We start from the raw sequence: 23,158 nt of genomic DNA, 5'->3' as shown, positions 1-23,158 counted from the left end.
CGATGATAGTGTGGCAGCTGCCATGTGAAAGTAGGTTATCGCCAGGCTTCTATACCCAAACCGCCCCTGTCTTACGACAGGGGCGGTTTTCTTTGTGCGGGCGAAAATGCGGTAGCGGTTTTTAACCGTAAAAGTTACCTGTCACAAGCACGCACTGCGTGCGTTTGCTTTTACCTTGAGCTCGTTTTATCTCGGATGCACAATGTGGCTTCCAGTTGTCAGTCATCTATCATCCAAAATATTTACCTGATATAAATCTGGTTTTTGGGGAAGTATTTCCTCATGGGCTTCAGACTAAATTAGGGTGCGAGCATGGTTACTTTTTTGAACATTTCCCGTCCATTGCGGACGTTCACTATCATCGCTGCTATCCCTCTGGCTGGGTGTATTAGCGAGAACGGGTCCGACTGTACACAGGTGCAGCAGCAATTGGATAGTGCCAATCTGCAGATCACCGAACTGCAAAAAAATAGCGCTCTCAAAGTATGGATGCCAATTCCGGACTTGGCGGTAAAGCGTGGTATTTCGAATGTGACGATTCTGGCGCATGCAGAGAGTTTGGAAATTGCCATTGCTGATAACGACAATGCCCGGCTGGTGTTTGCCCATTTGCTGATGCTGACCCCGCCACAATATGACACGGCACTGTGGCCTTCGCTGCTTTCTGTGGCTGCGGGTGATCCGGCCAATCTGGCGATATTGCGCGATCAATTGTTGGTGGAAGTGGCAAAAGGGACAGCTATTCGCGACGCCTATATTGCTCTCGGTGGTGGTTTGGGCATGAGTTTGGCGGATTTGAATACCTGGAATCTGATGTAGAGCTTTTTGGCGGACAATTGCCAGTTGGTAAACAAATTGGTCATCGACGCAGTGGTTGCCTGTTTTGTGTTAGTTTGAACAATCTGAATTTGTTGACTGGGGAGAGTTATGGAACGTTGGCTGCGATGGTGTGTTGCATTGTTGATTGGTGCGGCGAGTGCGGTTTGCCATGCGGAAAATTTGTCGGGACCGAGGATTGGTGTGACCGTGTTATCGTCGGAAACGTTGGCGTTTGCGCGTTCTCATGATTTGTATTTGTCCGACACCATTACTCAGTTTGGCTGGCAATTTGAGCGGAATTTTTTCACAACCAATCAGGGCCCACAGGGAATCACTGCGCTAGTACCGTTGCTGGGCGGGGCGGATCAGGGGGTGTTGTTGCCCAGTGTTTCCTGGGTGACGGGGCTGCGTATGCCCAGCGGCTATGAATACGTTATTGGGCCTAATGTTTCCATCAGCGGAATCGGAATGGCGTTTGCGATGGGTAAAACATATCGCGTTGGCGAGGTTAATTTCCCGGTGAATTTCAGTGTGGCTACGTCCAATAAAGGCTGGCGTGCGAGTATTTTGTTCGGTTTTAATTCGGTAGAAAATGCGCGAAACTGAGTAGTTTTCTGCGACTAAATGTCATCAGAGGGAGTCGTATGGCCAAAAGTCAGTTGTTCCGAAAAGTGAAACAGGCATTCCGTTTGGCCCGTATGGCTAATGCACACGGCATCTCAACTCAAGAAGCCATGGTGCGACGGGATGAGGCGACTTTTTACTTTCGGCAGCATCTGCTGGAGCGTCGCAAGTTTTTGAAAATTTCTGGTGCATTGGCCGGTGCAACGATGTTTCCTGAGGCGTTGCTGGCAGCGGATAGAATCAAAACCAAGGCGCGTATTGCCATTGTTGGCGGTGGCACGGCGGGAATTGTGTGTGCAGCGGAATTGGCCAAGCAAGGTGTGACAGCGACCATTTACGAAGCCAATCCGCATCGCCTGGGCGGGCGCATGTGTTCGAGCCGGCGCATTGCCGGCAAAGTGATTGAACGCGGTGGTGAATTTGTTGATTCAGAAAATCCGTTGCTGCTGGCCTACGCTAAACAGTTAGGATTAACGCTGGAGGATGTGGAAGATATTCCTGGCGAGAGTTTTTTCTTTTTGAATGGCAAGGCGCATTCAGAGGAAAGTGTGGTTGAACAAATTCGGGTGTTTGCCAAACGCATTGCGCCGGATCAGGCCAAAATTCATGAGCCGACATTCTTCAAGCATACCAAGGTAGAAGTCGCGTTAGACAGCATGGATTTGGCCGCCTATCTGGACAAACATGCTCGCGATTTGCCATTGGCCAGAGTGGCGCTGGATCTTGCGTGCAATATCGAGTACGGATTGGAAACCTCGGAACAGAGCGCGCTGAATTTATTGTTGTCGCTGGAAGTTGACGATGAATTTTCTCCGTTGGGGATTTACAGTGACGAGCGTTATCACATCACTGAAGGTTCGGATCAAATTCCCATTCGTCTGGCTAAAACCTTGCCCGGAAAAATTGAACAAGGCATGCGTCTGACGCGCTTGGCGCGCAATGGTCAAAATCAATTTGAATTGTATTTCAATAATTTGCCAACTGCGGAAATCGCCGATGCAGTGGTGCTGGCAATCCCGTTCACTGTGTTGCGTACGGTCGAACTGGATGCATCGTTGAAATTGTCAGCGGATAAAATGCGCGCGATCAATACGCTGCGATATGGTGATAACGTCAAGACCATGTATGCGTTTAACGGTCGTCCGTGGATCAAGGCTGGTAACAGCGGAGATGTGCTTAGCGATTTGCCTCAGTTGCAAAATACTTGGGAAACCAATTGGTCGCAGCACACGGAGGTGGGGGTGATTACCAATTATTCCGGCGGCAATCTGGCGCGACGCTTACAAGGTTCGCTGAATGGTTCTGCGGGAAATTGCAGTGACTGTCATGGTGAAGGCAGTAGTTTCATGCAAATCAAACCAAATGTTTTACAGGCTCAGGCAGAGCAATTCTTGACTGATTACGACAAGGTCATTCCCGGCGCGAAGGCGGTTGCACTGAAAGACAGTGAAGGTCGTTATGTGCTTGAGCGTGCGCATTGGAGTGCACAGCAGTTCAGTCGAGGTTCGTATGTGGGCAATCAGCCTGGTTATTTCACTGGCATTGCCGGTCTGGAAGCACAATCGGCAGGCGCACTGAAATTTGCTGGCGAGCACACCAGTTCGTTTTATGATTGGCAAGGCTACATGGAAGGTGCGGCGATGTCCGGTGTCGCCGCTGCGAAGGAATTACTGGCCGACATTCGCGCGCGTCGTATTTCGGGATAGGATGGCTACTTTGTTTGGTGATCAGGTTTGCGTATGACATTGGCGGATAAAATCAGGCAGCGTGAAAGTGGTATTGTGCTTTACGGCATGGTGCCGCCCAAAGCGGATACGGCAGAAGATAAAGTGCGTGAAATTGCCGCCAGGCAGGTTGAGCGTTTACTGGGATTGCCCATTGATGGCTTGGTGTTGTACGACATTCAGGACGAAGCCACGCGCACCGATGACGAGCGTCCGTTTCCATTTATGGCAACTCTGGATTGTTTTGAATACAGTCGCCAACATCTGGCGTCGTTGCCAATGGCAAAAATTCTGTATCGCGCCGCCGGAAAATACAGTCGGCAGGCGTTGAGCGATTTTTTGGTTAATTTGTCAGCAACCGATAGCGCGACGGTGTTTGTTGGCGCCGCATCGCGGGATCAGCCAGTCACGATGAGCATGCGCGAGGCGTATGCGTTGAAAGCTGCGCTGCGCCCCGATGTGTTGCTGGGCGGCGTGGCGATACCTGAACGGCATCAGTTGAAAGGCGATGAGCATCAGCGCGTGTTTGGCAAAATTCAGCAGGGTTGTTCGTTTTTTGTGACGCAGGGTGTGTATGACGTTAATGCTACCAAGAATTTTCTGTCCGATTACTATTATTTCGGCCGTGATCACGGAATCCCGCTGGTGCCGATGATCTTAACGCTGACGCCGTGTGGTTCGGAAAAAACACTGCAATTTATGAAGTGGCTGGGAATCAGTATTCCTCGTTGGCTGGAAAATGATTTGCGTTACTCAGAGGATATTCTGCAAAAATCCGTCGATGTCTGTGTGCAAACCTGGCAAGAACTGCAGGCGTTTGCCGCAGAAAAAAATATTCCGCTGGGAGTGAACGTGGAAAGTGTCGCAGTGCGCAAAGTCGAGGTCGATGCCTCCATCGAGTTGCTGCAGCGAATTCGGCGCGGATAATAAATCAGAGTCTAGCTCATGTCTTTATATCTTCCTGAATCGGCTGCGGCCTGGGGGCAAGCGACGTTCGCGCAAACACTGCAGCGCGAGGTGGCAGGCTTGGGGCTGGAAGTTTTACCGCTGCAGTCGCAGTTACGCTACTCTGCCTATGCGCTGCCCGACGATATCAGCACGATGTTGTTGAGTGCGGAACTGCAATCCGGTTGGTTGTCGCTGCATGTAGGCGTGTTTTTTAAAGGGGCGATCCCTGGATGTGCCTGCGCGGATGATCCCACCCCGGAGGAGACCTACAACGAATATTGCGAACTGGAAATTCGGCTAAATTTGGAATCCGCCCAAGCAACATTGGTATTGTGGGACGGATACGCGGCGGGATAGGCTGAGCGTTTTTTGTTCGATTTGGCGCCAGATTCGCCAGTTATGCGCTCGAGTGACTTGACCCTGGCAAGGGCTGCCTGTAGTGTGACTGTCGCTGACCGGTTTGCGGTATCCAGCGTAGTAGACGTAATTGATGTTCTGGAGGAAATGATGTCTGCACCTAAATTGGAAACATTCGATAGCCCATGGAGCGCTGTGGGTATCCCCTTGTTCGTACTGATGGTGGTTGCTGTTGGTTGGTACATGACCAGCGTGTAAGCTGATTGCCGGTACGATAAAAAAGGCCCCTTAGGGGCCTTTTTGCGTTTTAAGCGGCCAAGGTTGCGCTCAATGTCCTTGTGAAACATAATGGATTGGTTGCCGTTGTTCTCGTTAGAGGAGTCTTGCGTGAGTGCCCATAACAAGATTGATTACCTGGAAATGCCAACCACCAACATGGAGGCGACCAAGGCGTTTTTTGCGGAAGTATTCGAGTGGATGTTTATGGATCATGGTCCTGAGTACGCCAGCTTTTTGGGCGAGGGAATTAACGGAGGGTTTTACGCCACGGACAAAAGCATGTCGACCCGCCACGGTAGCGCGCTGGTGGTGCTCTACAGCAAGGATCTGGAGGCCAGCCAGAGGCTGATAGAGCAGCACTGCGGCAAGATCACCAAGCCGACCTTTTCCTTCCCTGGAGGGCGGAGGTTTCATTTTGAGGACCCAACCGGCAATGAGTTCGCGGTTTGGTCGGAGTAGTTTATAGAGAGGATGTGCAATGAAAAAGTGGCTGGTCTGTGCGTTATTGGTTTGTTCGGCGTCAGCGATGGCGGAAGAGCGCCAGCTGTTGGTGACGGGGGAGATGGACTCCGGCGGCCTTGGTGGTCCGATGGTTCGGATGACTCAGCTGCAAGGGGAAGATCATTTGATGGTTGGCGGCTATGGTGCCTGGTTGGTAAATCATCACTTCTATCTGGGCGGTGGCGGTTTTTCCAGCATCAAGGATGTGGGTGATTACGGCAACTTCAGCTATGGCGGGTTATTGCTTGGCACATTCATTCGCCCCTTTGACAGTGTGCACTACTACGCGGATTGCTTGATCAGCTCGGGTGATTTGCAGGAGTCCAGTGCCGCCAATTCAAATCTTCCGGTGCGCAGTGACGGGGTGATGCTGCTGGAGCCGTCAGCTGGCGTTGCCATGAACGTGGCGAAAGTGGTCAAGGTGAATGCCGGGGTGTCCTATAGGCATGTCAGTGGCGTTGACTATGCGGGGATCTCGAACAGCGATTTGAGTGGTACATCCTTCAATATCAGTGTCGTGTTCGGTGTGTTTTAGCCCCGTTTCGCTACTTTGGCAGAATTTTCGGAATCAATACGCCATCAATGAAAAATGCCGAGGTAAACGGGTTGGGATATTTCAGCACCAGGCGGATGTTGTCCGCTTGATGAAACGCTTCCAGAAAATAGTGTGAAACCTGCCCTGTGTCATCGACTCGCGCTAGGCGAGGGATCAGGGTGATGCCCACAGCCTGAGTGAAGTCAATTTCCCTCGCTCGATAGTAATAGTCCTTTTTAACCGAGGTGTTATTCAGTATCCAGTAGCGTACGTCGGGGTAGGGCGTTTCTCCGACGGTGGTTGGCAGCAACTGAAAACAAACCAGGGTGTCCGTGCCTACTGAAAATCGGCAGTTCACCGGCATCCAAAAACTCAGCCCATGAGCAGTAAACGGCGTGGTGAGATTTAGGTCGCGTACATTGGGCTTGCCTCGCTCTGCTGCCAGATCGACCGGGAAAGTGAGGATATTTTTATCGCTAGTGCTTTGTTCCATAAAACCCCGCAAGTACACTGCTTTTGCTATGGTTAACAGATGTCTAGCCAGTGTAACTTATTGATTTAGGGTGGTTTAATGGATAAAAAAATATTTTTTAATTGAAAAAAATCGAACGTTCACAATCCGGGGTGAATGACATTCGATTTTTTTATATTAAACTAAATCAATAAGTTACAAAAAACACACTCTTTTACAGGTTCCTTTGGGCGATGCATGCTAGGGCTGGTCGATTTTTTTCGACCTGCCTTTGAATCATTCCTATAGGAGAAAAGAGATGAATGTTGTTAAATTGAATAACGAAAATACCCTGTTTTTTGTGAGTGGAATGTTTGCGGGGGGGTGGATGTGGCAGGATACCTATCCCAAGATTCCTAATGCGTCACGTTGTTACATCATGAGTGAGCCGCTTAGCGAGTTGGGTGGTTCAGTTGGCGAGTTGTCGGATAAAATTATCGAAGCGCTGACCAAGATTGATGAGCCCGTGACCTTGGTGGGGAATTCGCTGGGGAGCTACGTTTGCATGAATGTCGCCGCACTGGAGCCTGACCGGGTCAGTCGGGTGATCATTTCCGGTTCAGCAGGGTTTGGCGAGGCGATTCTGCCGATTCGCTTGTCGCGACACAATGCGATGGAGACGGCGCGAAAGCTGGGTGATTTGATCATGTTTGACCGAGATCTTTTGCCTGCGGAGATTGTGGAGCGGACCGCAGAGGTGTTTAGAGATAATTTGCGGAATATTGCAGGTTTGATGAGGGAGAGTAACGCCTTGCGGGCGGTGGATATTTTGCCGAATATTCGTTGCCCAATTCACGCTATTTGGGGAAGGGATGATGTGATTACTCCCTTATCGGAAACGCTTGAGGCATTTAAGCAGTTTGATATTTCATTGAATATCATCAATCAATGCGGACATAGTCCCATGTATGAAAAACCAACTGAGTTTGCGGCACTGGTAAATTCTTGCCTGCCATTGAGCAAGTATTTGCAGGCTGCGTAAGGTAAATTAGTTTAGGCTCTGCCCTCTTGCCGGTGGATGTGGCAGGAGGGCAGTTGTGAATAAAGTGCAACATGAATCATCAATAAAAAAGGAAGGCTTGCATGATGGAAACATGGATTTATGCGGTACTGCCGGCGTTGTCGGCGTCCGGTTGTATTTATTTGTTAAAGCGGCTGTTGGCAAAGGGCGTGGCGCGGGAGTCGATTGCGCTGTTTGCCAATCTGGGGGTGATGAACATCGTAACGGTGCTGTTTTACCTGACTTGGCCGTTTTTCCCTAACGACATTGATTATGTTGCGGATGCTTATTTAATTTCGGTTTACTTTATGTGTGCGCATCTGTGGTTGTTTGCCGTTTCGCTTTCTGGCAAACCCGTCAATTCGATGCTGCGCAATGCGCTTTATGCCGTACCTGTGCTGTTGACGGTGTTTCACCTGGCGGGTTTGATGGTGGATGATTATCGCGTTGAACACTACGCCATTTTGCACAATGACGGCGTGCTGGGCTGGAGTTTTGATTTGTTTGCGCTGTTAGCCGCGATGGCGACCATCGCGACATTGTGGCGGAATGTTCGCGTGCATATGGAGGATAAAGTGGTTGCGTCACGCAATATTGTGGCGCTGGTCTCGTTTGTGCCATTGATAGCTGCGCTGGTTGTGGTTGATTTGTTGTCGCGCACGCCGTACGCAATACCGGTAACTATGATTGGTCCGATGGTCATTTTGTATGCAGCCGTGGCGTTTTATTACCTGCATCGTGAGCGGGTGGTGTATTTGTCGGTGGGGATTCGCTTTTTTATGCATCGCCTGAAATTGGCGTATGCGCTGCTGGAGATTGGCAACACCAAGTCGGATATGCGTGGATATACCAAGGCGGTGGAGAAACAGTTCATTCTTGAAGCGTTGGAAAAACACCAGGGAAAAATCCAGGAAACGGCGGACTATCTGGGGATGAATCACACGACCTTGCGTAACAAGATCAAGGAATACGACGTAGTTATTGATCATAGTCGCAGCGTGATCGAAAAATAGCGCAAACATCCCTGGTTGAGGGCAGATCAGAAATGATTAAAACTCAGCTGGGGATTTCGTAGCGACCAGCGCCAACGTAGCGCTTGCGCCAGTAGGGGTCGTCCAGGCGTGCATAGCTGACGCGTTTGCCGGTAGACGGCGCGTGAATGAATTGGCCGTCACCGCGATAAATGCCGACGTGGGAAACTGCTTTGCTGTTGAGGCGGAAAAATACCAGATCGCCAGCTGCCAGTTCCTGTTGCGCAATGCGACGGACCTGACGGAATTGTTCAATGGCGCTGCGCGCGATCTCAACTCCTAATTGACGATAGGCATAGTAAACCAGACCGCTGCAATCAAAGCCGCTGCTGGGAGAGCTGCCGCCGCGCCGATATGGCGTATCGATGACAGACATGGCAACGATCACCGTTTCCGGCAGAGGAGCAGGTGCCTCAATGGATGCCAATTCGCCAGTCTCGCGAGGTGTGAGACTGCTGCAGGCAGACAGCAACGCGGCTGCCAGTAAAACAGGCAGACCACGGCTGCAACGAAAAGGGCGGAGTAGCGTTATCATCTTGGGATTATAGGCAAATACCAGGCCGGTTGTCATGCCTTAGTGACTGAAATTATGCGATATTTTTGGTGTTTGCTGAATAATTGCGCAGGAGCGACAGTGTGCCGATCGTGTGTCTGATGGCGGACGCTGGATTCGTTCGCAGGTTTCGGGTTTGCGAAAAACAATTTTCAGTACCGTAGACGTTTGGCCGGGTGTAGCAAACGATTTTAATACACCGGTTCGCTGACATTGTTGGATTCGTCATCCTGCGGATTGCGGTCAGTAGGCATGCAGCCGCCGAACAATACGGCGATCAACAGCAGGGTGGAAAGGAATAGTTTGTTTTTGCTGGGCATCAGGGCACCTGTTCGAATAAAGTAAAAAGTTCGAATTCGGAATAAACACGCCAAGTATACGGCATGTACGTGCTCAGCTATAGCTGTTTGCACAGTGACTGCGCTTGTTTGGCGTAGTCACCGCTGAGTACGAAGCCTTTAAGTCGTTCAGCATCGCGAAACAGAGCCTGAATATGGTTGTCTTGTTGCAAAATCTGCCATTGTCCGTGTGCGTCACCGGGAGGCAGTACGCTGATGGGGAGGGCTGCGGTTTTCACTGCTACCGGCATGGGAGGAAATTGCACCGGTGTTGCGTCTCCGGCCAAGGTTTTTGCCAATGCGCGGGCGCTGTGCATCAGTGGCAATACAAAGGGCAGCACTTTTCCATTAATTTCGGCACAGTCACCCAATGCAAAAATATGTTTGTCTGAGGTTTGTAGAAAATCGTCGACGACAATGCCGCGATTTGTGTCCAGTCCAGCGTGTTGTGCCAGCTGGGTATTGGCGCGCAGGCCGATGGCAGAGAGCACCACGTCGCTGTGCAACACTTCGCCGCTCTCCAGTTGTAACTGAATCCGTTATTGGTTTTGTCGATGCGTTTCAGGCTGGTGTTGAAATGAAATGTGACGCCGAGCTTTTGCAATGCGGACTGTAGAGCCTGCCCAATCTGTTGCGGCACCAGTTGTCCCAGTGGCCAGGCGTTGCGATCAATCACATCGACCAGCAGGCCGGCGTTGGCCAGATCATTGGCAAATTCACTGCCGATCAGGCCAGCGCCAAGCAATGCGACTCTCTTTTTGCCTTGCAGCTGGGCGCGGAAGATTTCGTAGTCGCGCAGATTATTGACCGACAAGATGGCATCGCTGTCACCGTCAATGTCGGCACGAAACGGTGTTGCTCCGACGGCTAACACCAGTTGTCGATAGGCCAGCGTTTCATTGTTTAAAACGATGCGCTGTTGTTTTGGCTCAATGGCCTGTACGGTTTGCCCGGTGATGATGCGGGCATTGAATTGCGCTGCCATTTTTTCTGCATCAGCACTGGCCAGAGCCGATGCCTCCTTGCCCTGGGTGAGGGCGTTGGAGAGCATCGGTTTGGAGTAGGCACGGCCATCATCGGCAGTAATGATGGTCAGCGGTGTTGTGGCGTCCAGCTTGCGAAACTCGCGCGCCAGCGAATAACCCGCCAGACCACTGCCGATGATGACAATAGGGGACATCGTTATACCTCGACCATTTCAAAATCGTCTTTGCTGACACCGCAATCAGGACAGCTCCAGTCAGCGGGGACGTCTTTCCAGCGGGTGCCGGGTTCAATGCCGTGGTCGGGATCGCCGGCGCTTTCGTCATAGGTGTAGCCACATACGATGCATTGGTAGACTTTCATGTTGATTCTCCTTGTTTTGTGGTGATTACTTGCTGACCTTGGCCAGCGTGTCGCGGTAGTGGTTGGCGTGGCGCTCTTCTACTTTGGCCAGGGCAGCGAAACGTTTAGCGGCTGTCTCGAACAGTTGCGCATGCTGTTTTGACTCGCTGATCTGCTCATCCATTTCTTTGACCGCAGCGTGATCTTTTTCTTCCAGGGCGGTGTGGCGGAAGGCGGGGTACATTTCGGTGTATTCGTAGGTTTCGCCGTCAATCGCCATTTGCAGCATTTTTTGCGGGGTCAGGGTGTGCTTGGGATACAGCAGATCCAGATGGCCAAAGGCGTGGGCGGTTTCTTGTTCGGCCGTTTGTTCAAATACTTCGGCTACGTCATTTGCGCCCATTTCGCGGCAGAGTTTGGCGAAATACAGGTATTTGCGGTTGGCCATGGATTCGCCGGCGAAGGCGGCTTCCAGGTTTTTCACGGTTTTGGCGGTGCTACTGTTCATGTGAGGCTCCTAGGTTTGGGTGGGACTGACAGACACTGTAGCGGGTTAAACCATGATTGGTGAAATTGATTAAAATTGAATCTGTAATCGCTTTTGTCGAAGAAAGCCCGGCGCGGTGGCCGGGCTGAGAGGGGGGATTACTTCTCGTCACCCACCATGCTGGTGCCGGCTATGCCGGGCAGGCGGGGCATGGTTTGTTCAGGGAAGTCGCCGGTCAGGCTTTTGAGGAAGGCACTGAGGTCGGCAACCTCTTCGTCACTCAAGGTTTTGTTCAGCTGAGTGGCACCCATGACGCGGATGGCCTCGCCCAGGGTTTTCACCGAGCCATTGTGGAAATAGGGCGCGGTGGTGGCGATGTTACGCAGACTAGGGACGCGCCAGACGTTCATGTCCTCTGGCTTTTTGGTGACGCCAAAGCGGCCTTGGTCTGACTTGAGGTCATATTTCTGGGTGTATTCGCTGTCGTGGGTGGGGAACTTCTGGTAGAAACCCTCACCGACGGCCATTTCCGGGCCGGCAAAATTGGCACCGCTGTGACAGCCGGAGCAACCCAGCTCTTCAAAGCGCTTCATCCCTTTGACGGCTTGTTCGCTCATGGCGGTTTTGTCACCTTTCATGTAGCGATCAAATGGGCTGTTGCGAGTGATCAGGGTGCGCTCGTAGGCGGCGATGGCTTTGGCCATGTTGTCGTAGCTGACGCCGCCAAATACAGCTTCAAACTGTGCCTTGTAGCCGGGGATGCTGGACAGACGATCTTCTACTGCCTTGGCAGAGGGCATGCCCATTTCGATCGGGTTCAAGGGTGGGCCCTTGGCCTGATCTTCCAGGGTGGCGGCGCGACCATCCCAGAATTGCGCGCTCAGGTACGCCGCATTCCAGACGGTGGGGGCACTGCGACCGCCGCGTTGACCGTTGATGCCGACAGAAGTGGCGCGATTGTCGGTACCGCTGGCCATGACGTTGTGGCAGGAGTTGCACGATACGGTGCCGTCAACCGACAGGCGTGGATCAAAGAACAGCTGCTTGCCCAGTTCCACTTTGGCAGCAGTCATGGGGTTGTCGGCAGGCACGGGGACGCTGTCAGGCAGGGGGGCCATGGCCCAGGCCGAGCCGCTGGTGATCAGCCCCAGTGAAATCACTAAATATTTCATACAGTTTCTCCTTGTGAGTAAGACGGTGGAACGCTGGCAACAGTGTAGGAATGGGGCTAACATGGCTCCAATGGATTAAATCTGTTTCTGTAAGAGAGAAATTCGATCATGCATCTCCCCTCCGTTCGTCAGTTGCAATATTTTCTCGCTGTACTGGAGCTTAATCATTTTGGTCAGGCGGCAGAGCGTTGCTTTGTCACCCAATCGACATTAAGCGCCGGAATTCAGGAATTGGAAAGTGTTCTTGGTGGTGTTTTGTTTGAGCGTAGCAAACGCAAGGTTATGCCGACCCCGCTGGGAGTGATGCTGGAGCCAAAAGCCAGACAAATTGTCGATGAAGCCGCGCAAATGGTGGAGCTGGCCAAGGGGCGGCGCGGCGTGTTGATCGGGACATTGCGGTTGGGGGTCATTCCCACCATCGGGCCGTTTTTGCTGCCGAAAATTTTGCCGGGAGTGCGGGAGATGTTTCCACAGTTGCGATTGCAGTTGGTGGAGGAACAAAGCGCGGCATTGTTGGAGCGCCTGAATAACGGCATGATTGATTGCGCGCTGATGGCGTTGCCGTACGAGCTGGGTGGATTGGAGCACGGGGTTATTTTCGAGGAAAATTTCTGCATCGCTTTTCCGCCGGGACATCGCCTGGCGCAGGCGCGGGCATTATCTTCCACCCAATTGCCTGCCGACGAAATCATGCTGCTCGAGGAAGGTCACTGTTTGCGTGATCATGCTTTGGCGGCGTGTCATTGGCGCGCCAGTCGGCAGAGTGCCACTACGGTGCAGGGCACCAGCTTGTACACCATGATTGAAATGGTGGCCGGAGGTCAGGGCATTACCTTTATTCCGCAAATGGCGGCAGACAGTGCGTTGGTGGCGCAAAGCGGAATCAATTTGCGACCATTGGCCGAACCTGGACCGCATCGGCAGATCGCACTGGTGTGGCGTCCCACGTATGTGCGCAAAGACGATTTGGCGCGGTTGCTAAGCTGCATGCAGTCCATTTTGACGCAGGTAGTGGAGTAGCTGAGCTGCAATTACGACGATGATTTGATGAGTGTGGAGATGTTTATGAGCAAAGCGATAACCGCAGAACAAATGGCCGCGTTGCGTGTGCAGTTGCAACAGCGTCGCCAACAATTACTGGGCGACATTCAGGAAGAATTGCTGCAAACCGAACAAGCGCATCTGCAAACGCTTGCAGGCGCAGTGCATGATCGTGGTGAAGAAGCTGTTTCGACACTATTGCAGGATGTGGATACGGTGCTGGTGCAAAAGCATCGACAGGAGTTGATGGAGACTGAGCAGGCGCTGGCAAAGATGGAGCGCGGCGAATATGGCTTTTGCGCCGAGTGTGGTGAATACATCAGTTTGAAGCGATTGCAGGCTCAGCCCGCTGCAGCGCGCTGCATTGTCTGTCAGCAATTGCGGGAGAAATAGTGCGCCAGCCTTGACTGATTACAGTCTGAGACTGACGCGAGGTTCGCCTTTGGGATTGTCATCAATCCGCGCTTGGCAGATAAATAACCGCGATGGTTTGATGCCGTGGGTTTCCACCAGTTGTTGCTTGATTAATTGTGCGCGCTGTTCAGCCAGGCGCAATTGAATTTGGCTAAGTTCTGTCTGACTCAATTGCGGGTCTTTCCCCTGCAATTTTTCCGCGTCAGCTTTGCCGCTGACACCGCAAATTTCCAGGCGCAGATCGTCTTTCTGCGTCAGCAACTCAGCCAGCTTGGCGAGATAAGCCTGCATGTCATCGCTGAGTTGTTTGTCATTGGCCGAGAAGGTGATCGGTTGCAAGCGAGTGGAGGAAAACTGACCGATGCTGAATTTTGTGATGGCATAGATCGAACTCCAGGGCTGGAGAAATTGCTGCAGGAACAAAATAGCCGCACCCTGTGACGCACCTTTCACCGCCTGTTGGGTGATGTCGCGATAGGAAATGTCCGGATTGTCGATGTTGCCGCGAATAGGCAGGCTGAAGCGAACATCGCCATTTTTATCTTTCAGTAAGCGCAGTCCCTGGTTCAACGGCATGCCAATGTGGCCAAGATCTTCGTTTTGTTCCTGTTGAGCCAGCAAATTTTCCAGGGCGAAATTGGTAATGAAAACCTGATTATCGATACGCAGTTTTTGCCGTTCGATATGGATTTTTGAGGTGCTGTTGAGCAGGCCGCGCTTGATATTGAATCCACCATTTTTGGCGCTGTAGCCACTGAGTGCAGGTAATTCCAGGTCGCGAATCTCCGCATCCAGGTCGGTTAGTTTGGTGGGAGATAGGGGGAACATCTCACCTTCCGCATGCAGGCTGGCATAGCGGTTTATGGTGGCGTTGACGGTGACTTTGGCACGAACTTCGTCGTTGCTGTTGACATTGGTCGCCTGAATTTCCAGTGGCATGATCAGCAGTTTGGCATCCGGTGTGATGCTGTTATCGGTAAACTGCAGCCGACTGTCCGCCAAAATATCCAGCTGCTGGATGTGGTATACAAACGGTGATTTTTCCGTTTCGCGTTTTTTTTCTGTCAGACTTTCAGTGTCGCTTTGGTCAGTCTGGGTTGCTGCGTATGGCAACAACTCTTCGATTTTTTTCTGCGGATTGCGGGTGATGCGTATTGTGGCACCACGAATATTGGCTGCGCCGACATCAAGGCGTTGAAGCTGTTTGAGTACGTTGTCATTGAGCTGTAGTGATTCAGCGGACAGCAGATACGATTTGCTCGCGCCTTCTGTCGGGCCAAACGCATCGACATAATCAGCAACAATAGAGCCGGCAGTTATGGATTCGCTGCTGTCGATCATTAATTCCTGGGCAACGATATGGTCGGTGTGTATGTAGCGATATTTTGCCGGTTCATTTTGCAGAAAGGCTTGATAAAGGTGCAGGTCGCCGAACAATTGCCAGGGCTGGCTGGGTGATACGGTGTAATGTCCTTGCCAAACAGCCTTGTCGGCATGAAGCAATAAGTCAGAGGGCAGTTGCAGATTGAAATCATCGCTGCGGACTTCGCCATTGATTTCCAATGCCTTATTTTGCCATTTGAGTGAAATGTTGCCTTTGAGTTCTCCGTCGAAGTCGATGGCTTCTGGCAGAGAAACAACGCCGGTATAGTCCTGCAAAAAAAGTTTTTCAGCATCGATGTTCAGATCCAGTGCCACAGATGGTTTCCAGCTGATATTTCCCTGGGTGCGTAGCTCGGTGCTTTTGTGTTTGAGCGATACATCCAGTTTGAGCGAGCTGGGGCCAGTTTGACGTAAAAGCAGTTGGCGGATAGCAAGATCGTAGGTTTGATTGTCGTAGGTCAGGGCGATTTTGTTGTCGCGGCCATCAATTTGTTCAAAAGAAACCGGCCAGATGTTGGAATTTTCATGTTCGCCGGGCAATGGAATGCCGGCAATGCTGACGCGATTGTCGGCGATTCGAATTGGCAAATCACTCTGATGAATATTGATTTGGGTGAATACGATTTTTTCTTGGGTCAATGCGATCCAGGAAAGATTGACTGACGCGTAGGTAATTTTCACCGGCTGGCCGTTTTTGCCATTGAAGTTGAGTTCGAACAGGCTCGCCTTTCCCAACAGCAGATCCAGGCTGAGGTCGCCCAACACAATATTGCTCGCGCCTTGTTGCTTAAGATAGGCATACAGCGTCTCCGCCACGAACCGCTGCGTTGCCAGATACAGCGCAATAAACGCCAGCAACAAAAGTAGCATCACCACTTGCAGCAAACGGACAAACACGCGCTTCATTTTAGTGTGGGGTTCTTTATCAAAGATTGTTGTAACCAATGGTTCAGACTGATGGCGACCAACGCTTGTTGTCGTGCTCGAGCGTATTGTTGTCGCACTTCCTGCAGGGCTGGGCAGTCTGGCAGGGGAGCCTGGCTGGCGGTGTCATCAACGGCGCTGACAATGTCAAACAGGCTGATGCTGTCCAGTGCCTTGGCCGGCACAAACTTCCCCTTGCGCAGCTGGTTGACCAGCCCCGACTGCTCCAGTCTGTGCAGAAGCTGTGCCACGGCATGGTCGTTTTGTCCCAGCGCAAGACTGAGCTGGGCCTGGGTGGGGCCGGGAATTCCCTGGCGAAAGTGCAGCCCAATGCGGAACATCAGGTTCAGTGCCAGCAGTTCCTGGTCGGTGCTCGGCGGCATGCGACTGGGGAAGTGCATGGCGTGGGGCTGCTGACAATAGAAGGCGATGCGAGCACCCAGAATGAAAATCAACCAGCTCAGGTACAGCCACATCATCAGCACAATGACAATGGTAAAACCGGAATAAATGGCGTCGTAATGGCTGGCGTGGCTGATAATCGAGGCAAAAGCCCAGCCTGACAGTTTCCAGGTAGCAGTGGAAAACAGTGCGCCAATCAGCGCCGCGCCGGGGCGAACCGTGGTAAACGGCAAAAAAAGATAAATCAGCATGAAGGCCAGCACGGTGACGAACAGCGGCACAGCGATGGTGATTTTTGGCCACAGTGTCAACAACAGGGCGGGCGCGTAGGGCAGGGAAGCCGAAAACAAGGCACCCAAAAAACTGAAAGCTGACACTACCAGTGGTGGAGCCAAGATTAAGGCGCTCAAATAATAGCCGATTCGGCTGTGCCACGGACGCACGTCCTGGGTTTGCCATTGTTCGTTCAGAGCCTCTTCAACCCTTGAAATCATCAGCACCACGGTCACAAACAGGAACACCACACCCACCACGCCCAACACGCCGACCTGCACTTGATCGACTGCAGTGATGATGTTGTGACTGAGGATTTGTCCCTGTTCTCCCAGCGGTGTGAGTAACTCGTTTAGCAACGGGCGTAACTGGTTGTGCACACCAAAGGCTTTGAGTAATGAAAAGCTGACGGCGATCAAGGGCACCAGTGATAGCAGAGTGGTGTACACCATGCTGCCGGCCCACAGCGTTATTCTGCCCGAGCGGATATCGGTGCTGATTGCGCGGATGAATAGCCATGCCGTCGCAATGATGGATGAGTGGCGTTGAGGCGCTTGCGTCATGTTGTGAGTCGAGAGTCATTCAGAGTACAGAACGTCAGTGTATGCTGCTGTGGCAGCATGAGCAATGCAGTGTGGCGTGAGTATACGCCGTGGTGTTTTTTGTTGATGTCAGTCGGCGACGTCAGCGCGCGGCGTGATGCATTCGATTGATTGTTCGTTAGTGTGAGAAAAAGTCGTGTCGTGAATGTGCTGCCAGTGCATTTTTTTGCGCAGTCACGAAGTTTATTGAATTAGCGCAACGCGTGCTGCAATGATGGAATCCACTTTTTCCAAGCCCAGAAACAGAACCGCATGATAAATGTTAGCGATTTTTGTTTGCGAAGCGCGCAATGTGTTAGCGACGTAAATGATGTCATATTGCAGCATGGGGTTTTGCGCAATGATCTGGCAGATCTGCAAGGTGGTTACATTTTCATCTTTGGCAACGTTGCGGATTTTTGCCAGCACGCCTTCGATGGGCAACAGGTAGCCTTGTGATGGTTGTTGTTTGGGGACTGTCTTGATTACTTTGCGTGTGCTGGTAGACATCATGGCGCTTCTCCGAGGTTTGTGTTTTGGGAAAAAATTCCCAAATCTTGTATCCATTAACGGAGTTTGCCTCGGGGATTTTAGTGAATTCGCTGCAAAGTGAGAAGTGCGTCACAGTTTTTTATCGAAATGGCGGAGTGTTTGGTGCCGGCGTGGCGATTGGGCAGGAATTCGAATAGCGCCGTGTGTCTTGGGGCTGCGCCGTTGCGGCGTTCGGCAGATTTTGTGCGTGATCTATATAGCTTTGGTTTTGTGACGGGGCGCTAGGTTGTTCATATTATTTTGGAGGTATTACAGCTTTGCAAAAAAGTGGACGATAAATAGAGGCATCACCCCTTATCAATATTTTTTGAAAAGACTCCTGTTTGAAATGCATCAACGACGAATATTGAATTACGAATCAGAGAAAATGTATGTCAAGGAGCAAATCTTTTATCCGATTGCAAGAGCTTCAGGCGATTGCGCATTTATGCCTGATCAACAAGGTGCCTGTTGACGAAGGCATTGAGATTTTCCAATTCGATAAATCGCCAACGATCGCACAGTCGCTAGAGTCAGCACGCGGCGCAGTCACTTCGCTGGCGTCAAAGGCGTTGACCAATCTCAAAAGGAAAAAACACCCGCATTCGCACGCGCCAAGTATTGGCATTGTCGGCGCAGGGATTGCCGGACTCAGTTGTGGCTATGAATTAGCCAAACGAGGAATCCGCGCCAGCCTTTATGAAGGCTCCGAACGTGTGGGTGGTCGTTGCTATTCACAGACGAATTTTTTTGGCCACAACATCGAGCTGGGGGGCGAGCTGATTGACTCACGTCATGATCACATGCTGGCCTACGCACGTGAATTTGGTTTGACCCTGGAAGACATCACAAAAATACCGGGCGAACACGCCTATTATTTCTTCGGTCAACATTATCGCGATCAGGATATTATCGAAGACTACAATGCGTTGGTTGCCGCAATGCAGGATGATTTGCAAATGCTGTCGGCGCAACCCACAGCACAGCAACACACTGAACATGATGCGCGGCTGGACAAAATTAATTTGTCGGATTACCTGGACAGCAAGGGTGCCAGCCCGCTGCTTAAAGCCGTATTTCGCACTGCCTGCGAAGGCGAATACGGCGTGCCGCTGGAACAGCAAAGTTGCTTGAGTTTCTTGCTGTTTATGAACTCTGATCGCAATACCTATTGGCGGCCTTGGGGGCTGTTTAGTGACGAGCGCTATCACGTGGTTGAAGGCAATCAGCAGATTCCGCTGCGCATGGCTGCACAACTGGAGACACAGATTCACTATCAAATGGCGCTGGAACACATTGGACGCACAGCCAATGGTCAAGTGCAGTTGAGTTTTGCCAACGGCCAGGTGATCAAGCACGATCTGGTCGTGCTGGCTATTCCATTCAGTGTGCTGAAAAATATTGCGCTGGACGATTCGCTGCAGTTTCCTGCATGGAAAAACCATGCGATTGCCTCGTTGCAGTCAGGAACCAACGCGAAAACCATGTACGCATTTCAGCGTCCCTATTGGCGTGAGCTAGGCTACGACGGTCTGGCGGAAGCTGATTTGCCCAATCATCAAACAACCTGGGAAACCAATCCTACCTTGGCGACCAGTCAGCATGCGATTTTGACAGATTTTTCTTCTGGAAAGCGCGGTGCCAGTTTGTTGCCTGATGCTGTGCAGAAAAACGCGGCTGCGTTTTTGCGCGATTTGAATCTGGTTTATCCCGGCATTCAGGGATTGGAAATTCGCACCGACGATGCGCAAATCGCCGCAGTGTTGCAGGCATGGCCGCACAATGAATTTGCCAAAGGCAGTTACAGTTGCAATGCCCCGGGGTATTTCACCGGGATAGCTGGTCTGGAGGCACTGCCTGTGGGCAATGTGTTGTTTGCCGGTGAACATACGGATTCAGTGTATGACTGGCAAGGCACGATGGAAGGTGCGTTGCGCTCAGGAATTCGGGCAGCACAACAGATTCGCGATTGGCGTTTGTGATAGTGTGCGGTGTATCACTGAGATTGGGCGCGCTATAATGTCGCTTTCTGTCTTGTTGCGATGATCTTATTTTGAACTCCCCATTATTGGATTTTTCCCTGTGGCAACTAATCGGCGTTGCCGTGTTGTTTGTCTGGACCGGTTTTGTTCGCAGTGGACTGGGTTTTGGCGGTGCGGCGCTGGGCTTGCCGCTGATGCTGTTCATTTATGATCAGCCGCTGTTCTGGTTGCCGGTTATCGGTCTGCATTTATTGTTTTTTTCCGCTATCACCCTGCGTACCCGCATCGACAATGTCGATTGGCGATATCTAAAACTGGTCGCGCCCTACGTTATTCCTGCGGCCTTGGTTGGGGTGTTGGGCCTGGTGAATTTGCCCAACCTGTGGCTGGTGGTGTTTATCTACAGCATTACGCTGTTTTACGCAGTGCTGTGGACGTTGAATATTGCGATTACCAGCAGCAGTACCTGGAGTGACAAAGTATTGCTGGCACTGGGCGGCTATGTGGCAGGTACTTCACTGACCGGTGCGCCGCTGATGATTGCGGTGTTCATGCGTAACGTGGTGCGCGAACAATTGCGCAATACCCTGTTTGTGCTGTGGTTCATTCTGGTGTCAATCAAAATGACGGCGTTTGTCAGTTTGGGAGTAACGCTGCACTGGCAATCATCGCTGGTATTGATTCCCATCGCGGCGATTGGTCATGTTCTAGGTCTTAAGGCGCATGACTACATATTGCGCAATGATGCGCTGTTTAAGCAGGTAATAGGCGGCGCGCTGACCATCGTCAGTGGCCTGGGGCTCTGGCAGGTGTTGGCGGCGGCATAATCGGCGCGATTGTGTTATTGGTCGCGTCAAGCCGATGCTGGATTGCGCCGATATAAGTCCATGTCATGGGAGGCTAAATCTTGCAAATGTGCGGATAGCGATGATTTGCAAGGATGGGGTGAGGATGAATGCCGGTTAGTACGCCCCTGACGTTCACAGAAAAACTCCCATCGTAACTGATTTCCGGCCAACACTTGATGAGCGCTGACAGTGTATGAGCAATGCAGCAACCACCTGGTTTATCGTTGCGGACCATGCAGGAGCAGGGATTTTGAATGTGATCCCTCAAGGCGAACACCTGCGCGTGTTGTCGCGACAGCAACTGTTGGATGATCCCGGAATCCGTTTTGCCGCCCAGGACAAAGTCTGCATCACCTCTGAAACTGTATTGGAATTGGTGTTGCAGCGCTGGGATGATCCGCAGCGTTGCCATGCGGTCGAGCAACTGAAGAACAAAGTTTCCAGTCGGCAGTTGTTGCAGGGCATGTTTCCCAACTTGTATTTCAAACCGATCAAGTTGAGTGATTTGCCCACGCAGCAGTTGGACCCCAGCAAAAAATATTTCGTCAAACCAGTGAAAGGTTACTGGGGCAGTGGCGGACGAATGCTGCAGGGAAAAATGGATTTGTCCGCAGTTGTGCGCGACATCGAACAGGAGCTGACGCGCAAAGTCAGTATTTTTTCCGACAAGGTGTTGTCGACGGAAGATTTTCTGATTGAAGAATTTATCGAAGGCGAAGAATATGCGGCTGACATGTTTTTCGACGCCGAAGGCAAACCGGTCATTACCAACATTTGCCATCACCCCATTCCTGACAACAAAGCCTATCTGCACGTGGTGTACTACACCACGCATGAGATTTATCAGGATTTGCACGATAAGCTGGTGGTGTTTTTCACCGAGATGAATAAAACCCTGCAGGCGAAATCATTGCCGCTGCATGGTGAGTTTCGGTTTTACAAAGATCAGTTTATCCCGATTGAGCTGAATCCATTGCGCTACGGCAGTGATGGTCTGTCGGATTTGAGTTTTCACGCCTTTGGCCTGGATCCGTTTGCATGCTTTGCCAATGACATTCGTCCTGATTGGCAGAAGCTGTGGCGTGGCAAGGAAAGCAAAGTGTTTGCGTTTTACATCGGCTACAACGGCACTGCCGTGGATGTCAGTCAGTATCGTCCGGACTATCGAGGCTTCCGCGCATTGTTCTCCAACATCATTTCCGATCTGGCGCTGGACTATCAGCATCAACTGGCATTTTCAGTGGTGTACATCGAAGAAGACAGTGTTGAGCGAATTTATGAGTTGTTGAATGTCGAGTTCAGCGGGTTTTTTATTCAGAAGAAAAAATATTCCGAAGCCTCGCTGCGCGAGTTGTATCGTTGCGGTGTGGAAATGCGCATTCCTGCCGGCACAATGATTTGGCGTGAGGGCGATCTTGGTGATTATCTGCTGTTGATTCTGCAGGGCAATATCGAGGCCTTTGTCAGCGATCGCGATCAGCGAGAAGTTGTGCTGGATGATTTGCAGGCGGGCTCGACGTTGGGTGAATTGTCGGCGCTGGATGGTTTACCTCGCTCGGCCAGTGCCCGCGCCAAAACCGACTGCGTGTGTATACGTATTTATGCCCATGTGTTTCGCAAGTTGATCAGTCGCGTCCCGGATATTCTTGAGGATTTGTTCTGGCAGCAAGTGGTGCGAGTGCGGGAAATGGACCGTAAATTGGTGGGCAAGGCCCCCTGACGGTCTGCGGATTACCGGTAAGCGAATCCCCAGGGGAGGTCAAGAGACCTCCCTTTTTTTGTCTTCTAGGGCATAAATCACCTTGTTTTTATAGGTTGGCAAGATTCAAACATTTGTTTGAATCGTTGAATATTTAGCCGTACTATAGGTGCAGGTTAGATTTTGATGGAAAAAAGGTATGGACGGCAAAAGCGCAGAAACCCGGGACAGCTTGATTCAGGCGGCGATTCCGTTGTTTGCCGAATCGGGATTTAAAGGCGTGTCCGTGCGCGAGATCTGTGCGGCTGCCGGTGCCAATGTGGCGGCAGTGCAATACCATTTTGACGGCAAGGAAGGTCTGTACCGGGCGGTGTTTGAGGCGCTGCTGGCGGAAGATGAAGCAAATTTTAGCCATGCCATGCAGCAACTGCAGGCAATGATTGATGAGGCGCAAGGCGATCGCGATGCCCTGGCCATTACTCTGAGTGTTTACATAGACAGTTTTTTCAGTCGCTTTCCCTGTGAGCCACATCGTCGTTGGTATGCGATGTTAGTAGTGCGCGAGCTGTCGTTTCCCGGTCTGGGATTTGAGCTGATTTACCAGCGCCGCGCGCAGCCTTCGCAGCAAATATTTACCCGAATTATTGCCGGATTGCAGCACATCGATGAAAACTCCGATCGTGCGAAATTACAAGCGTATGTATTGATGGGAACGATGCTGAATGTGATCGTTTCACGTCACGCGCTGCTGGCGACTATGGGGGCTGGGCAGCCATGCGTAGATGTATTAACGCAGGCATCGGCCACCGCAGGCGAACTAATTTTTAATGCGTTAGGTTTGACGTCAAAGACACTGGCCAGTGTCGAGGAATAAC

25 protein-coding genes and 1 pseudogene are annotated in these 23,158 nt (G+C 51.5%); 16 read left to right on the top strand and 10 right to left on the bottom strand.

The window, feature by feature from the left end; translation table 11 throughout:
* The first annotated feature begins 312 nt into the window (after positions 1-312).
* From OEW58_06700 to OEW58_06665, 8 genes are all read left to right on the top strand, one after another.
* Positions 313-819 (top strand): hypothetical protein, encoded by a 507-nt coding sequence (locus OEW58_06700; protein ID MDH5301035.1) that lies wholly within the window; start codon positions 313-315, stop codon positions 817-819.
* A gap of 108 nt (positions 820-927) precedes the next feature.
* Complete coding sequence (locus OEW58_06695; protein ID MDH5301034.1) at positions 928-1,425, top strand: hypothetical protein; 498 nt, start codon at positions 928-930, stop codon at positions 1,423-1,425.
* Between the two features lie 38 nt (positions 1,426-1,463).
* Positions 1,464-3,149: an FAD-dependent oxidoreductase gene (locus tag OEW58_06690; GenBank protein ID MDH5301033.1), complete on the top strand. Its 1,686-nt coding sequence runs from the start codon at positions 1,464-1,466 to the stop codon at positions 3,147-3,149.
* Between the two features lie 33 nt (positions 3,150-3,182).
* A complete protein-coding gene (locus OEW58_06685) occupies positions 3,183-4,094 on the top strand; it encodes a methylenetetrahydrofolate reductase (protein ID MDH5301032.1) in 912 nt (303 codons plus the stop codon).
* A gap of 18 nt (positions 4,095-4,112) precedes the next feature.
* Positions 4,113-4,472, top strand: a complete 360-nt coding sequence (locus OEW58_06680; GenBank protein MDH5301031.1) for a hypothetical protein — start codon at positions 4,113-4,115, stop codon at positions 4,470-4,472.
* 42 nt (positions 4,473-4,514) lie between these two features.
* Positions 4,515-4,730 carry a hypothetical protein gene (locus OEW58_06675; protein ID MDH5301030.1) on the top strand — a complete coding sequence of 72 codons (216 nt, stop codon included), beginning with the start codon at positions 4,515-4,517 and terminating at the stop codon, positions 4,728-4,730.
* 129 nt (positions 4,731-4,859) lie between these two features.
* Positions 4,860-5,210, top strand: a complete 351-nt coding sequence (locus OEW58_06670) for a VOC family protein (protein MDH5301029.1) — start codon at positions 4,860-4,862, stop codon at positions 5,208-5,210.
* 19 nt (positions 5,211-5,229) lie between these two features.
* Positions 5,230-5,787, top strand: a complete 558-nt coding sequence (locus OEW58_06665) for a hypothetical protein (protein ID MDH5301028.1) — start codon at positions 5,230-5,232, stop codon at positions 5,785-5,787.
* A gap of 10 nt (positions 5,788-5,797) precedes the next feature.
* Here the strand turns inward: OEW58_06665 and OEW58_06660 are convergent, their stop codons facing one another.
* The gene (locus tag OEW58_06660) at positions 5,798-6,280 is read right to left on the bottom strand and encodes a hypothetical protein (GenBank protein ID MDH5301027.1); all 483 of its coding nucleotides are present in this window, start codon (positions 6,278-6,280) and stop codon (positions 5,798-5,800) included.
* Between the two features lie 277 nt (positions 6,281-6,557).
* Between OEW58_06660 and OEW58_06655 the strand changes: the two genes are divergently transcribed.
* Complete coding sequence (locus OEW58_06655) at positions 6,558-7,280, top strand: alpha/beta hydrolase (GenBank protein ID MDH5301026.1); 723 nt, start codon at positions 6,558-6,560, stop codon at positions 7,278-7,280.
* 101 nt (positions 7,281-7,381) lie between these two features.
* The gene (locus OEW58_06650; protein MDH5301025.1) at positions 7,382-8,311 is read left to right on the top strand and encodes a hypothetical protein; all 930 of its coding nucleotides are present in this window, start codon (positions 7,382-7,384) and stop codon (positions 8,309-8,311) included.
* Between the two features lie 43 nt (positions 8,312-8,354).
* Here the strand turns inward: OEW58_06650 and OEW58_06645 are convergent, their stop codons facing one another.
* The 6 genes and pseudogenes from OEW58_06645 to OEW58_06620 all read right to left on the bottom strand — a co-directional run bounded on the left by OEW58_06645 (position 8,355) and on the right by OEW58_06620 (position 12,205).
* On the bottom strand, positions 8,355-8,900 hold the full coding sequence (locus OEW58_06645; GenBank protein MDH5301024.1) for a C40 family peptidase: 546 nt from the start codon (positions 8,898-8,900) through the stop codon (positions 8,355-8,357).
* Positions 8,901-9,073: 173 nt separating this feature from the next.
* Complete coding sequence (locus tag OEW58_06640) at positions 9,074-9,202, bottom strand: hypothetical protein (GenBank protein ID MDH5301023.1); 129 nt, start codon at positions 9,200-9,202, stop codon at positions 9,074-9,076.
* Between the two features lie 77 nt (positions 9,203-9,279).
* Positions 9,280-10,400 (bottom strand): annotated as a pseudogene (locus tag OEW58_06635) (FAD-dependent oxidoreductase).
* Positions 10,401-10,402: 2 nt separating this feature from the next.
* Complete coding sequence (locus tag OEW58_06630) at positions 10,403-10,567, bottom strand: rubredoxin (protein ID MDH5301022.1); 165 nt, start codon at positions 10,565-10,567, stop codon at positions 10,403-10,405.
* 25 nt (positions 10,568-10,592) lie between these two features.
* On the bottom strand, positions 10,593-11,054 hold the full coding sequence (locus tag OEW58_06625; protein MDH5301021.1) for a rubrerythrin family protein: 462 nt from the start codon (positions 11,052-11,054) through the stop codon (positions 10,593-10,595).
* A 137-nt stretch (positions 11,055-11,191) separates the two neighbouring features.
* Positions 11,192-12,205: a cytochrome-c peroxidase gene (locus OEW58_06620; protein ID MDH5301020.1), complete on the bottom strand. Its 1,014-nt coding sequence runs from the start codon at positions 12,203-12,205 to the stop codon at positions 11,192-11,194.
* Positions 12,206-12,313: 108 nt separating this feature from the next.
* On the opposite strand from OEW58_06620, the gene OEW58_06615 reads away from it, so the two are divergent.
* Both OEW58_06615 and OEW58_06610 read left to right on the top strand, forming a co-directional pair.
* A complete protein-coding gene (locus tag OEW58_06615) occupies positions 12,314-13,225 on the top strand; it encodes a hydrogen peroxide-inducible genes activator (GenBank protein ID MDH5301019.1) in 912 nt (303 codons plus the stop codon).
* Between the two features lie 45 nt (positions 13,226-13,270).
* Positions 13,271-13,639: a TraR/DksA family transcriptional regulator gene (locus OEW58_06610; GenBank protein ID MDH5301018.1), complete on the top strand. Its 369-nt coding sequence runs from the start codon at positions 13,271-13,273 to the stop codon at positions 13,637-13,639.
* Positions 13,640-13,657: 18 nt separating this feature from the next.
* Here OEW58_06610 and OEW58_06605 read toward each other — a convergent pair whose 3' ends face one another.
* The 3 genes from OEW58_06605 to OEW58_06595 form a co-directional block, all read right to left on the bottom strand.
* Positions 13,658-15,949, bottom strand: coding sequence for a DUF748 domain-containing protein (locus tag OEW58_06605; protein ID MDH5301017.1), 2,292 nt, complete (start codon positions 15,947-15,949; stop codon positions 13,658-13,660).
* Positions 15,946-17,205 (bottom strand): YihY family inner membrane protein, encoded by a 1,260-nt coding sequence (locus OEW58_06600; GenBank protein ID MDH5301016.1) that lies wholly within the window; start codon positions 17,203-17,205, stop codon positions 15,946-15,948. Before OEW58_06600 ends, OEW58_06605 begins: the two co-directional genes overlap by 4 nt.
* Positions 17,206-17,427: 222 nt before the next feature.
* Positions 17,428-17,736, bottom strand: a complete 309-nt coding sequence (locus tag OEW58_06595; GenBank protein MDH5301015.1) for an HDOD domain-containing protein — start codon at positions 17,734-17,736, stop codon at positions 17,428-17,430.
* 410 nt (positions 17,737-18,146) lie between these two features.
* Here OEW58_06595 and OEW58_06590 point away from each other — a divergent pair, with 410 nt between their 5' ends.
* From OEW58_06590 to OEW58_06575, 4 genes are all read left to right on the top strand, one after another.
* Positions 18,147-19,736, top strand: a complete 1,590-nt coding sequence (locus tag OEW58_06590) for an NAD(P)/FAD-dependent oxidoreductase (protein MDH5301014.1) — start codon at positions 18,147-18,149, stop codon at positions 19,734-19,736.
* A gap of 68 nt (positions 19,737-19,804) precedes the next feature.
* The gene (locus tag OEW58_06585) at positions 19,805-20,563 is read left to right on the top strand and encodes a TSUP family transporter (protein MDH5301013.1); all 759 of its coding nucleotides are present in this window, start codon (positions 19,805-19,807) and stop codon (positions 20,561-20,563) included.
* A gap of 214 nt (positions 20,564-20,777) precedes the next feature.
* Positions 20,778-22,304 carry an ATP-grasp domain-containing protein gene (locus OEW58_06580; protein MDH5301012.1) on the top strand — a complete coding sequence of 509 codons (1,527 nt, stop codon included), beginning with the start codon at positions 20,778-20,780 and terminating at the stop codon, positions 22,302-22,304.
* A gap of 178 nt (positions 22,305-22,482) precedes the next feature.
* Positions 22,483-23,157: a CerR family C-terminal domain-containing protein gene (locus tag OEW58_06575; GenBank protein ID MDH5301011.1), complete on the top strand. Its 675-nt coding sequence runs from the start codon at positions 22,483-22,485 to the stop codon at positions 23,155-23,157.
* The last annotated feature ends 1 nt before the right edge of the window (position 23,158 follow it).

The sequence above is a fragment of the Gammaproteobacteria bacterium genome (assembly GCA_029884425.1).
GTDB lineage: Bacteria > Pseudomonadota > Gammaproteobacteria > S012-40 > S012-40 > JAOUHV01.
Note: the sequence above shows the minus strand (reverse complement) of the source record. Positions and strands in the feature narration are given on the sequence as shown.